Source organism: Mesorhizobium sp. M4B.F.Ca.ET.203.01.1.1 (genome assembly GCF_004791025.1).
GTDB classification, from domain to species: domain Bacteria; phylum Pseudomonadota; class Alphaproteobacteria; order Rhizobiales; family Rhizobiaceae; genus Mesorhizobium; species Mesorhizobium abyssinicae.
Genome location: NZ_SRUO01000002.1, coordinates 470,423 through 482,946, shown reverse-complemented (window position 1 = coordinate 482,946; position 12,524 = coordinate 470,423). Strand labels below are relative to the sequence as shown.

12 protein-coding genes are annotated in these 12,524 nt (G+C 66.4%); 2 read left to right on the top strand and 10 right to left on the bottom strand.

Features of this window, described 5'->3' with window-relative positions; all coding sequences use genetic code 11:
• Positions 1–639 carry a dihydroxyacetone kinase subunit DhaL gene (gene dhaL, locus EN846_RS05615; RefSeq protein ID WP_127285485.1) on the top strand — a complete coding sequence of 213 codons (639 nt, stop codon included), beginning with the start codon at positions 1–3 and terminating at the stop codon, positions 637–639.
• On the opposite strand, the gene EN846_RS05610 is transcribed toward dhaL, so the two are convergent.
• Genes EN846_RS05610 through EN846_RS05600 form a run of 3 tightly spaced genes read right to left on the bottom strand, consistent with a single transcriptional unit; the run spans position 636 to position 2,647 of the window.
• Positions 636–1,076: an RpiB/LacA/LacB family sugar-phosphate isomerase gene (locus EN846_RS05610; protein WP_127285484.1), complete on the bottom strand. Its 441-nt coding sequence runs from the start codon at positions 1,074–1,076 to the stop codon at positions 636–638. The genes dhaL and EN846_RS05610 overlap by 4 nt on opposite strands.
• Positions 1,077–1,104: 28 nt before the next feature.
• Positions 1,105–1,890, bottom strand: coding sequence for a triose-phosphate isomerase (locus EN846_RS05605; RefSeq protein ID WP_127285483.1), 786 nt, complete (start codon positions 1,888–1,890; stop codon positions 1,105–1,107).
• Complete coding sequence (locus EN846_RS05600) at positions 1,877–2,647, bottom strand: DeoR/GlpR family DNA-binding transcription regulator (RefSeq protein WP_127285482.1); 771 nt, start codon at positions 2,645–2,647, stop codon at positions 1,877–1,879. Before EN846_RS05600 ends, EN846_RS05605 begins: the two co-directional genes overlap by 14 nt.
• A gap of 267 nt (positions 2,648–2,914) precedes the next feature.
• Between EN846_RS05600 and fba the strand changes: the two genes are divergently transcribed.
• Positions 2,915–3,979 carry a class II fructose-bisphosphate aldolase gene (gene fba, locus EN846_RS05595; protein ID WP_127392880.1) on the top strand — a complete coding sequence of 355 codons (1,065 nt, stop codon included), beginning with the start codon at positions 2,915–2,917 and terminating at the stop codon, positions 3,977–3,979.
• Between the two features lie 54 nt (positions 3,980–4,033).
• Here fba and EN846_RS05590 read toward each other — a convergent pair whose 3' ends face one another.
• From EN846_RS05590 to EN846_RS05560, 7 genes are all read right to left on the bottom strand, one after another.
• Positions 4,034–4,975, bottom strand: a complete 942-nt coding sequence (locus EN846_RS05590) for a TIM barrel protein (RefSeq protein WP_127287349.1) — start codon at positions 4,973–4,975, stop codon at positions 4,034–4,036.
• An 80-nt stretch (positions 4,976–5,055) separates the two neighbouring features.
• The gene (locus tag EN846_RS05585; RefSeq protein ID WP_135858519.1) at positions 5,056–6,129 is read right to left on the bottom strand and encodes a class II aldolase/adducin family protein; all 1,074 of its coding nucleotides are present in this window, start codon (positions 6,127–6,129) and stop codon (positions 5,056–5,058) included.
• A complete protein-coding gene (locus EN846_RS05580; RefSeq protein WP_127392882.1) occupies positions 6,129–7,646 on the bottom strand; it encodes a glycerol-3-phosphate dehydrogenase in 1,518 nt (505 codons plus the stop codon). The genes EN846_RS05585 and EN846_RS05580 overlap by 1 nt, the downstream gene beginning before the upstream one ends.
• Before the next feature lie 34 nt (positions 7,647–7,680).
• Positions 7,681–8,721 carry a 2-hydroxyacid dehydrogenase gene (locus EN846_RS05575; protein WP_127392883.1) on the bottom strand — a complete coding sequence of 347 codons (1,041 nt, stop codon included), beginning with the start codon at positions 8,719–8,721 and terminating at the stop codon, positions 7,681–7,683.
• Positions 8,722–8,731: 10 nt separating this feature from the next.
• On the bottom strand, positions 8,732–10,285 hold the full coding sequence (locus EN846_RS05570; protein WP_127286816.1) for an FGGY-family carbohydrate kinase: 1,554 nt from the start codon (positions 10,283–10,285) through the stop codon (positions 8,732–8,734).
• Positions 10,285–11,409, bottom strand: coding sequence for an ABC transporter ATP-binding protein (locus EN846_RS05565; RefSeq protein WP_127392155.1), 1,125 nt, complete (start codon positions 11,407–11,409; stop codon positions 10,285–10,287). The genes EN846_RS05570 and EN846_RS05565 overlap by 1 nt, the downstream gene beginning before the upstream one ends.
• The gene (locus EN846_RS05560; RefSeq protein WP_127392156.1) at positions 11,406–12,524 is read right to left on the bottom strand and encodes an ABC transporter ATP-binding protein; all 1,119 of its coding nucleotides are present in this window, start codon (positions 12,522–12,524) and stop codon (positions 11,406–11,408) included. The genes EN846_RS05565 and EN846_RS05560 overlap by 4 nt, the downstream gene beginning before the upstream one ends.

Below are 12,524 nucleotides of genomic sequence, written 5' to 3'. Positions count from 1 at the left end.
ATGACCGCCATCGGAACGGCAGAGCTGAAGACAATGTTCGTCGCCATCGCCGCGGCGATCGAGGCCGACAAGGACCGGCTCTGCCAGCTCGACGGCGTCATCGGCGACGCCGACCACGGCATCGCGATGGCGCTCGGCTTCAATGCCGCGCGCGATGCGCTCGCCGCGCTCGACCTTGTGGCGATCGAGCCGACGGCGCTGCTCAACACTGCGGCGAAATCCTTCCTCAACGCCGTCGGCGCCTCATCGGGACCTCTTTACGCGACCGCCTTGATGCGCGCCGCCGCCGCCGTCAAAGGCAAGGCGACGCTGGCGGCAGACGATGTGATCGCCATGGTCCAGGCGATGGCGCAAGGCATCAAGGATCGCGGCAAGGCCGAAATCGGCGAAAAGACGATGATCGACGCCTGGCAGCCGGCGGCCGAGGCGGCCGCCGCCGCGCATGCCGCGGGCAAAAGCCTGGCCGAGAGCCTGCAGGCCGCGCTGACCGCCGCCGAACGCGGCGCCGAAGCGACCAAGGACATGATCGCGGCCAAGGGCCGATCCTCGCGGCTTGGCGAGCGTTCGCTCGGCCATATCGACCCGGGTGCTGCCTCGGCCGTCACCGTCATCGGCGCGATGCGAAGCAGTCTCAATTAGGCCTTTGCTGCATCCAAACGGTTGATCGCCTGAACATTGCCGGCCGACGGCCCCTTCTCGTCGAATTCCGAGGCGAGCCAGGTATCGACGATCGCCTTGGCGAGCTCCGGACCGATGACGCGGGCGCCCATGGTGATAATCTGGGCATTGTTGGATTTCGCCGCGCGCTCGGCCGAATAGGTGTCGTGGGTGAGTGCGGCGCGGATGCCCGGCACCTTGTTGGCCGAGATCGAGACGCCGATGCCGGTGCCGCAGAACAGGATGCCGCGATCGTTCTCGCCGTCGACGATGGTCTGGGCGAGTTTCTGCGACAGGTCGGCATAGAAGCCGGCCTGGCTGAGGTCGCTGACGGTCAGGCCGGGCTTGGTGGCGAGGTGGGCGGCGATGACGTCGAGCAGCGGCTTGCCGGCGCTGTCGGCTCCGATGGCTATTCTCATGGTCGTGTCCTTTCCTGGTCGGATGATGTCAGATCGCGGCTGAGGCGCGCTGGAGGATGTCGATGTAGCCCTCCGCCTGCCAGGCGGAGCGGCCGATGAAGAGGCCGTCGATGTTTGGCTGGCCGATCAGTTCGGCGGCATTGCCGGGGTTGACGCTGCCGCCATAGAGCACCGGCGGCACGGCAGGCAGCAGGCCGCCGGCAACCGTCTTGATCAGCGCCTGCTGCCTGTCGGCATAGTCGGAGCTGGCCGGAATGCCCTTGTCGCCGATCGCCCAGACCGGCTCATAGGCGAACAGGATCTTTGCGCCCCTCGCCTCGCCTTCGAGGAATTGCAGCGCGCCCTCGACCTGCGCGGTCAGCACCGCATCGGCCTTGCCGCTCTCGCGCTCGGCCAGCGTTTCGCCGACGCAGATCAGCGGGATCAGGCCGTGCTTGGCCGCCGCCGCCGTCTTCAGGCCGACCGTGTGGTCGGTCTCGCCGAAATGCTCGCGCCGTTCGCTGTGGCCGAGCTCGACCAGGTCGAGGCCGCAATCCCCAAGCATCAGCGGCGAGATCTCACCGGTCCAGGCGCCGGCATCGGCCCAGTGCATGTTCTGGGCGCCAACCTTGATGCGCGTCGGGGCCAGCGCCTGCTTGACCTCGCGCACCGCCGTGAAGGGCGGAATGACGAAGGGCTGGATGCGCTGGTCGAACCCCGGCGCGAAGCCGGCCAGCGCCCTGGCGAAAGCGAGCGCCTCGGCGAGCGTCTTGTTCATCTTCCAGCTTGTACCGACCCAGTAGACCACGCGTACCGCTCCCCTATTCCTTGCCATCGACAACCGTCAGTGAAACCCCTGTGGCTTCCAGCTCGTCCCGCACGGGCTGGCCGAGTTCGCTGCCGGTGAAGACCGCGTCGAACGCCTTGAGGTCGGTGAGAAAATGCAGCGCCGTGCGGCCGAACTTGCCGTGATCGACCAGCAGATATTTCCGCCCCGCGGCCGCCATCATGAGGCGCTTGGTCTGCACCACCTCCTCGTCCTGGTGAAAGGCCGAGGCGCCGTGGATGGCTGAGGACGAGAGGAAGGCGACGTCCGCGCGCAGCGATTTCAGCGTCTCCTCGGCGAGCAGGCCGAAGAAGCCGTGGAACTTCTTGCTGTACTGGCCGCCAAGCGCGATGAGCGTGATGCCGCCAACACCGGCGAGGTCCTGGATGACGGCCAGATTGTTGGAGATCACGGTCAGCGGGCGAAGATCGGCGAGGTGCCCTGCAATGCCGCCCGCCGTCGAGCCGTCGTCGATGATCACCGTCTGCCCCGGCTCGATCATGGCGACGGCGGCGGCGGCAAGGCGCTGCTTCTCACCGACCGCCTGCTTTTGCCGGTAGCGGAAATCGCTCTCGAACAGGCCGCTCGGCTGGATCGAGGCGCCGCCTCGCACCTTGCGCAGGAATCCGCTCTCCTCAAGCTCGTCGAGGTCGCGATGAACGGTCATCTTCGAGACGCCGAAGCGCGCGGCGAGATCCTCGACGGAGGCCGTGCCGGCCTCCATTAGGAAATCCATGACGCCTTGCCGGCGGCTGTCGCTCTTCATTCCGCGGTTCCTCCGAGCGTCCGGGCGCTTTGGTCGCTCTTCCATATATAACAACGGATATCGCATTCATATCATAATATCTGTGATAATGTGACAATGGCGTGGGATTTTCCTTTGCCGGAGATTGCCGACCTGTAACAAGAATTGCTCCCTGCGACGTGCCGGACGGTTGCGGTCCGCCGGGATTCCGGCCAGAAGCATCGGCGGGCTGGACGACGGTCGAACAGCCAGCAACCGAATTCGAAACCAGTTACGGGAGACTATTGGGTGGCTCGCATCACACTGAGACAATTGCTCGACCATGCCGCCGAACACGGCTATGGCGTGCCGGCCTTCAACATGAACAACATGGAACAGGGCCTCGCCATCATGGAGGCGGCCGAGGAGACCAAGTCGCCGGTCATCCTGCAGGCCAGCCGCGGCGCGCGCGCCTATGCCAATGACGTGGTGCTTGCCAAGCTGATCGACGCGCTGGTCGAAATCCACCCCGACATCCCGGTCTGCATGCATCTCGACCACGGCAACAACGAAGCCACCTGCGTCACCGCGATCCAGTACGGCTTCACCTCGGTGATGATGGACGGCTCGCTCAAGGAAGACGGCAAGTCGCCGGCCGACTACGCCTACAATTCAGGCATCACGCGCCGCGTCGTCGACATGGCGCATTGGGGCGGCGTCTCGGTCGAAGGCGAGATCGGCGTGCTCGGCTCGCTTGAGAGCGGCGGCGGCGAGCAGGAAGACGGCCATGGCGTCGAAGGCGCGATCAGCCACGACCAGCTTCTGACCGATCCGGAACAGGCGGTGGAGTTCGTCAAGGACACGCATGTCGACGCGCTGGCGGTTGCCATGGGCACCAGCCACGGCGCCTACAAATTCTCGCGCAAGCCGGACGGCGCGGTGCTGGCGATGAACGTGATCGAGGAGATCCACCGCCGCCTGCCGAACATGCACCTGGTCATGCACGGCTCGTCGTCGGTGCCGGAGGATCTGCAGGAGACCATCAACAAGTACGGCGGCCAGATGAAGCCAACCTGGGGCGTTCCGGTCGAGGAGATCCAGCGCGGCATCAAGCACGGCGTGCGCAAGATCAACATCGACACCGACAACCGCATGGCGCTGACCGGCGCCATCCGCAAGGTGCTGACCGAGAACCCGAGCGAGTTCGACCCGCGCAAATACCTGACGCCGGCCATGGCGGCGATGAAGAAGCTCTGCAAGGAGCGCTTCGAGCAGTTCGGCACCGCCGGCAATGCGCCGAAGATCAAGCCGATCCCGCTGTCGGACATGGCCAAGCGCTACAAGGCGGGCAGCCTCGATCCGAAGTTCGGCTGAGTTACATCTGATCGAGAGTTCAAGGGCGGGAGCCATAGCGGCTCCCGCCCTTTTTCATTTTGGTCGCGGCCTCAGGTCCGCCCTGCCGGCGTCGATGAACGGCGTCCAGTAGTCGACCGATTCACGGATCATGGCGACGACCTGGTGATCGACCGGCTCGCGCTCGCGGAATGACAGCTCCAGGCAGATCTCGTTGTCGGTGCCGCCGCCGCGCCGCACCGTCTCCAGGAATTTCTCCGGAGTAATGCGGCCATCCCTGTTGTAGGCGGCGGTGAATGGCCAGTGGCCACCCTTGTTCATCGACGACTGCTTGATGTGGATGATCGGCGACTCTTTCGGGAAGGCCTCGGCCCAGGCGTAAGGGTCGATGTCGGCGGGGTTGCTGGAGGTGACGTCGCCATGGTCGATGTCGACCATCATCTGCAGCGGGATGGCCAAGCCCGCTGCCTCGATCTCCCGGTGCAGCGCGCGGCAGCTGTCGATGGTATGGCCGAATTCACGGCCGACCGACATCGGCTCCCAGAACAGGTAGGTGAGGCCAGCCGCCTTGGCATGATCGGCGACCTCGCGCCAGCATTCCATCGCGATGTCGAGCAGCCGGGCGCGGCGTTCGGGATCGTCGTAGTCCCTGTGGGTGAAGATCGCGAATTGCGTGCCGATGCCGCTGGCGCCGAGCTCGGCCGAGATGGCGGCGAAGGTCTTGAACCAGTCGACATAGTAGCGGCGCACGTCGGCATCGGGATGGCCGAAATGGTTGAGCCGACCATAGGGGCCGGTCATGCCGGACGTGATGCGCACGCCGGTGCGGGCAAGTGCTGCCTGGAACAGCCGGACGAACTTGGCGATCGTCGCCGCCGGCCAGCCGGGATTGACGAATTCATGTGTGAGCTGGACGTCCCTTATGCCGATGTCATAGGCGATGGCGTCGATCAGGTCGTCCGGATCGGCAAAGCGGTTGACCAGCGGATTGGTGTTGAGGGAGAGCGTGAAGGCCAAATTCCAGTCTCCTGTTCAGGCCTGCCCGACGGCGTGGCGATCGATGGCGCACGCACCCGAACTGCCGGCATGAAGCGCAATCATTGCAGCACGCTGCCGGCGCGCCGGTTGAGCTCCTGGCGGTATTTCTCGGCGTCCCAGTTCAGGAGCTCGGCATTCTCCTCGATGCTGAGATAGTTGACGCGCGCCGTCGGATCGACGCGGATGGCGACATCGGCAAGGCAGCGCGCCATCGCCTCGGCGCCGGCATTGGCATCCCGGCGCATCAATATGCCCTTGCCCGGGAAAAGGATGGAGGCGGGTGCCGGCTGCCCGCCGGCCGTTGTCCGCGCCACCACGGCAGCGGCATTCTCGTTCGGACCGGCGATCACCGAGCCTATGCCGAGGAAGATGACGTGGTCCGGGTAAAGGCTGCCCGACGCGACGATCCGGCAACTGGCGAGATCGGTGGCGGCGGCATGGGCCTCGACCGCGACCGGAAGGCGGTAATCGCTGCCCATGGCCAGCCTGAGCAGCGCGTCGAGGTCGGGCGCCGGCGCTTTGCGCGGCGCGCGGGCAAGCAGGCCGGTAACGCGCCGCAGCAGCAGGTTTGCTTCGGCGACTGTGTCGGCGGCCACGACCAGCCCATGATTGCCGAGGACGAGGACGTCGGTGCGCGGCTTCAGCCGTTCGGCAATGCCCTGCGCCAGCGGCAGGCCCGGGCGGCGATAGGGCACGAAGGCCCAGTCGAGGCCGCGCAGACGCTCCTCCAGCAGCGCCTCGGCATTGGTCTGCACGGCGATGGCGATGGTCTCGACGCAGTGGACATGGACGACGACCTTTTGCGGCAGCAATGCATGCACCGTCGTCTCGATGGACGGCCGCAACTGGTGCGGGTTGAGCTCGGCAAGCGTGAATGCGGCGGTCTTCTCGGCCGCCGGGTCCTTGCGCGCGACGGCATCGAGCAAGGGCGACAGCTCCACGGGCACCATGATGTCGGCTGTCGCCGCATTCATCAGCCAGGTGCCGGACGCCTTGATCCACAGCACACCGGCTTGCTTGAGCGAGGTGTTGCCACCGGCGCCCTGGACCAGCAGAGGATCGGCGCCAACACTGGCCGACAGGACACGCAACGCCTGCAATTCGACGGCATCGTGATCAATGCGAGCTGCCATCAGCCGGCCTTTGCCAAACGGTTGGCGCACCAGTCCTCGAAGGCCCCTCTCTCGGCGGCCGAGAGATGCAGGCCGTGCTTGGTGCGGCGGTCCAGGATGTCGGCAGCAGTCGACGCCCACTCATGCTCGAACAGGTAGCTCGCCTCGCGCTCGAAGAAATCCTTGCCGAAGCGCCGCCCGAGCTGTTCGAGCGATCCGGCATTGCCGACGATTGAACGGGTGCGCGTGCCGTAGAGCCGGCCATAGTGCTTGAGCAGCGACGCCGGCATCCAGGGGTAGTCGCGGCCGAGATCGCCGAGGAACTGCTCGAAATCGGCATTTGCGATGTCGCCGCCCGGCAGATGCGCACCGGACGTCCACGCCTTGCCCATCTTCGGAAAGAACGGCTCGATGCGGTCGAGCGCGTGCTCGGCGAGCTTGCGGAAGGTGGTGATCTTGCCGCCGAAGACGGAGAGCAGCGGCGCCTGCCCGGTCGGCGCATCGAGCTCGAAGATGTAGTCGCGCGTCACCGCGCTCGGATTGTCGGCATTGTCGTCGTAGAGCGGCCTGACGCCGGAGAAGGAATAGACGACGTCGCCGCGCGTCAGCCCGCGCTTGAAGTAGCGATTGACGACCTTGATCAGGTAGTCGATCTCGCTCTCCTCCGCCGCCACGTCTTCCGGCCGCCCTTCATAGGGAATGTCGGTGGTGCCGATCAGCGTCAGGTCGTTCTGATAGGGATTGATGAAGATGACGCGCTTGTCGTTGTTCTGGACGAGATAAGCCTGCCGCCCTTCCCAGAATTTCGGCACGACGATGTGGCTGCCCTTGACCAGGCGGACGTTGCGCTTGGAGTTCTGCCCGGCGACGCGGTTGACGACGTCGTTGACCCAGGGACCGGCGGCGTTGATCAGCGCGCGCGCCCGCACCGCGGTCCTCACGCCGGTCCTGCCGTCGCGCATCTCGACCGACCACAGGCCTTTGTCGCGGCGGGCGGCGGTGCAAGCGGTGCGGGTGAAGACTTTCGCCCCGCGCTCCGCCGCGTCCAGCGCGTTGATGACGACGAGGCGGGCATCGTCGACCCAGCAGTCGGAATATTCGAAGCCGCGTCTGAAAGCGTCCTTGATCGGCGCGCCCTCCGGCGCCGTGCGCAAGTTCAGCGTGCGGGTGGGCGGCAGCCGCTTGCGGCCGCCGAGATGGTCGTAGAGGAAGAGGCCGATGCGGACCAGCCAGGCCGGGCGATCGTCGGGGCTGTGCGGCAGCACGAAGCGCATCGGCCAGATGATGTGGGGCGCGGATTCCAGGAGCACCTCGCGCTCGATCAACGCCTCGCGCACCAGGCGGAACTCGTAATATTCGAGATAGCGCAGGCCGCCATGAACCAGCTTGCCCGAACGCGAGCTGGTGCCTTCGGCGAGATCGTCCTTCTCGCACAAGATGACGGACAGGCCACGGCCGGCGGCGTCGCGCGCGATGCCGGCGCCGTTGACGCCGCCGCCGATGACGAAAAGGTCGACAATGTCGCCGTCGCCGCTCATCTCGCCGAACCCTCTGCACAACGCTTCATGGCGGTCAGCACGGATTGACCGGCGGCAGGCCGGCGATGTAGCGGCGCACTTCCTCGGCCACCTGCTCTGCCGCGTAGGTAACGGTGCGCACCGAGGCGCCGGCGATGTGCGGGGTCAGCGTCACATTCGGCAGCTGCAGCAGCGGCCAGTCCGAAGGCACCGGCTCGATCGCGAAGGTTTCCAGCATGGCGCTGGCGATATGGCCGGCGACCAGCGCCTCGTAAAGCGCGTCATAGTCGACCAGCGGCCCGCGCGCGGTGTTGATGAAGATCACGCCGGGCTTCATGCCGGCGATGGTGTCCTTGTTGATCAGGCCGCGGGTTTCCGCGGTCACCCGCGAATGCAGGGTGACCACGTCGGAGCGCGACAGAAGTTCGTCGAGCGAGACCAGCTCGACGCCGGCATTGCGGTCGTCCGCGCTCAGCTGCACGTAGGGATCGCAGACCAGGACGCGGCAGCCGAAGGCGCGCAGCAGGCGCACCACTTTGGTGCCGATATTGCCGTAGCCGACGACACCGACGGTCATCTCGCTGAGCTCGCGGCCGGTGCGGTCGGCGCGATAGAGATCGCCGCGCCATTCGCCCTTGCGCAAGGCCTCGTGGCCGACGCGGATCAGCCGCGTCTCGGCGAGGATGGCGCCGATGGTGAATTCGGCCACCGCGCTCGCATTGCGGCCTGGAACGTTGACGACGCGGATGTCGTGAGCCTTGGCGGCCGCCATGTCGATGTTGATCGGTCCGCCGCGCGACACAGCGACCAATTTCAGCGCCGGAAGGCGCCGCATCATTCCATCCGAGAGCGGAGCGAGCTGGGTGACCAGGATCTCGGCATCGCCGACAAAATCGACCACCTCGTCCGGATGGCCGAAATACTCCTTGACTTTGTCGAGGCCGAGCGCGGTGTTGCCGAACTCCATCGGCTCGTCGGGCCACGCGGTTTCCAGCGTGCGGATGTCGAGGCTGTTGCCGCAGGCCTTCTCGATCTCAGTCCGAAAGACCTCCGGAAGCATGAAACGGTCGCCGATGATCGCAATTTTCCTGTGCATGCTCGACTTCTCAATCTGCCTTGGTCGCGGCCATCGACCGCCAGACCGGACGCAGCGCCTCGTGCGCCAATGTGTAGGATGGCGCCATCCTGTCGTAGATGGCGGCGAGTTCCGGGTCGCTCGGCTCGGCCTCGCCAAGCAGGGGGGTGACCCATTCGGCGACGCAATCGTCCATTGACCGGTAGAGGCCGACGCAGACCGCTGCGATCATGGCGGCACCGGCGGCACCCGCCTCCTCGCGTTCGCTGGTGCGGGTGGCGGCGCCGACGGCGGCGCCAAGGATCTTGCGCAGCGCCGGGCTGCGCGCCGCGCCGCCGGTAAGGCGGATTTCCCGCGGCAGCGGGCCCATAGCGGCGTAGCAATCGCGCGAAGCGAAGGCGAGCCCTTCGAAGACGGCGCGCACCATGTCGGCATAGCCGTGGCGGGAGGAGATGCCGACGAAGCCGGCCCTCGCATTGGCATCGACGAACGGACCGCGCTCGCCGGCCTCGGACACATAGGGCTGGTAGATCAGCGAGGCCGGCTTGGACGACGAAATCCAGTCATCGACCAGCGCGATCATCTCACCGTTCGAGCGCGAAATGCCTTGCGAGGCGAGGATGCCGGAAGCGAGGCCAAGCACCCAGTCGATGTTGAGCGTCGCCGCCATGTTCGACTGCAGCTGGGCAAACACGCCCGGCGCCGGCATGGTCATGGTGTAGCCGGTCTTCGCTTCGTTGAGCTGCACCTCGTCCGGTGTCTCGGCAAGTCGCATATGCATGCCGGTTGAGCCGATGATGGTGCAGCCGGGCTTGTGCTTGCGGTCGAACAGGCCGGCGCCGAGCGCGGTACAGACCACGTCGACATAGGTCAGCACGACCGGCGTGCCGGCGGTGAGCCCGGTCGCGTCGGCCGCGGCCTTTGACAGGCCGGCGCTGTGCCTGGTGCCGTCGACGATCGGCGGCAGAAGGTGCCTGAGGTCGGCGACGCCGAGCACGTCGAGCACCTCGTCGCTGTAGTCGCGGGTGCGGAAATCGCCGAAGGTGAAGGTCCCTTCCGAAGGGTCGGTGGCGCGCTCGCCGGTCAGCTTGAAATAGAGCCAGTCCTTGCAGTGGAACGCCGTCGCGGCCCTCTCGAGCATGGCCGGCATGTTTCGCTTCATGAAGACGAACTGCGATCCCTGCTGGCAGGCGGCAAGCCCGCTGCCGGTCTTTTCGAAGCGCAGCCGGTCCTCCGGCCGTGCCCGGATCTCCTCGACGATCCTGGCGGCGCGCGCATCGAGCCACAGCCAGCCCTTGGCCACCGGTTCGCCGGCCTTGTCGATCAGCCAGGTGCCGTCGCCCTGCCCGGTCACCGCGATGGCGATCACCCGGCTGGCGAGGTCCGGCACCTTGTCGGCCAACTGGCGCAAGGTGGTCGCCGTATCGGCCCAGGTGCGCGCCAGGTCCTGCTCGGCGCCACCGCCCGGCAGCGTTTCGTAGCGATTCGCCAGCGCGGTGGCCGCGATCTGCCGGCCCGCCCTGTCGAAGGCGACGGACTTGATGACAGACGTGCCGGCGTCGATGCCGATCAGCACATCCCGCATCAGGCAAGCTCCATCCCGTGCGAAATCGCCTTGCCGTCGGCCTGGTCGAAGACGTGCAGGTTCTTCGGATCGATGCTGACTTTGATCGGCGCCCCGAGCTCGAGGCGGGTGCGGTCGTGCTCGACCAGCACCAGCGAGCCGCCGGCAAAATCGGCGGCGATGTGGGTCTGGTCGCCGAGCCATTGATTGGCCGAGACGGTGGCCGGCACGCCGTCCTTCGAGCGGCGCACCGCGTAGGGCCTGACGCCGATGACGACACGCTCGCGGGCGAGCAGCTGGTCGCGCACCGGGCCGCTGAAGGCATCCTTGTCGTAGTCGAGCGAGAGCCCGTCGGGGAGCTTCAGGCTGATCTTGCCGGCAGTCGTGCCGACAAAGGCCTCGAAGACATTCATCGGCGGCTCGCCGACGAAGGTGCCGGTGAACAGGTTCGCCGGCCGCCGCTTGATCATGTCGGGCGTGTCGAACTGCTGCAGCACGCCGCCTTCCATCACCGCGATGCGGTCGGCGAGCGCGTTGGCCTCGGTCTGGTCGTGGGTGACCAGGATCGCGGTCAGGCCGCGCTCCTTAATGAAGTGCTTGATGCGGCCACGCAGCACGGCGCGCAACTGCGGCTCGAGCTGCCCCATCGGCTCGTCGAGCAGATGCAGGTCCGCCTCGCGGATCAAGGCGCGGCCGAGGCTGGCGCGCTGCTGCTGGCCGCCGGAGATCGAGCTCGGATAGCGCTCGAGGATGTCCTCGATCTCGAGCAGCTTGGCGATGCTGGCGACCTTGGCGTCGACGTCGCTCTTCGAAAGCCTTGCCGCCTTGAGAGCGAAGGCCATGTTCTCGCGCACGGTGAGCGGCGGATAGAGCGAATAGCCCTCGAAGGCCATCGCCACGTTGCGCTTGACCGGCGCCAGCGTGTGCACCTTGCGGCCGGCGACGGCGATCTCGCCACGCGAAACCTCCTCGAAGCCGGCGATCATGCGCAGCGTCGAGGTCTTGCCGCAGCCCGACGAGCCGAGCAGCGCCACGATCTCGCCCCTGGCGATCTCCATCGTCAGCTGCTTCACCGCATGCACGCCGCGGTCGATCGGGCCGTAGAACTTGTCGACGCCGGAAATGGTGAGGGCGCTGGCGCTCATGCCGCTTCTCCGCTGCGCAAAGTGACGACCTTGTTGGCGCCGATGCGCTCGCCGCTGGCATGATCGAACAGCAGCGCGCTTTTGCCGTCGACGGCGACATGCGCCTTGCCCTCGGTCTGGCCCGGCGTTCCAGCAGGGCGCGAAACCAGGATTTCACGGCCGCGCACGGTGCGCACCAAGGTGACGATCTTTTCGTTGAGCGGCGTCTCGGCCTCGACGGTCACAGGAACGGCGCCGGGCGTGGCCTCACCGACGAAACTCAGCGCCTCGGGCCGCAGGCCGATAACGCAGTCGCGCCCGACCGCCGCCTCATAGGCGCCGGCGAGATGGACCTGTACGTTCGACAGGCCGACATAGATGCCCTTGGCGTCGCGCGCCGGCTTGACGTCGAGCAAATTGATGGTCGGGTCGCCGAACAGCCTGGCGATCTCGACATTGGCCGGCTCGCGATAGATCTGCTCGGGCGTGCCGAGCTGGCGGATGACGCCTTGCGACATCACCGCGATGCGGTTGCCGAGCGCCATCGCCTCCTTGTAGTCCTGGGTGACGTAGACGACGGTCGCGCCGCGATCATGCAGGAGCCGCGGCAGTTCAAGCCGCATCTCGAAGCGGAGTTTGGCGTCGACATTGCGCAAGGGATCGTCGAGCAGGAGAATCGGCGGCGAGCCGACCAACGCGCGAGCAAGCGCGGTGCGCTGCTTCTGGCCGTTGGACAGCGCGCGCGGCTTGTGGCTCAGCACATGGTCGATCTTGAGCAGCTTGGCGACGCTCTCGACGCCGGCCTTGATCGCGCCTTGCGAGGAGTGCCTGGCCTGCAGCGGCGTCGCGATGTTGTCGAAGGCGCTCATATGCGGGAACAGCGCGAAGTTCTGGAACGCCATGCCGACGCCGCGGAACTCGGCGTCGACATCGGTCATGTCCTCGCCGCCGATCAGGATCTTGCCCTCGTCGGGATCGATGACGCCGGCAACCATGCGCAGCAGCACCGTCTTGCCGGCGCCGGACGGGCCGAACAGCACCAGCGTCTCGCCGTCGGCGACGCTCAGCGACAGATTGTCGAGGACCGTCTGGCTCTTGTAGCGCTTGACGACATTTTTGAGTTCGAGGCTGGCCAT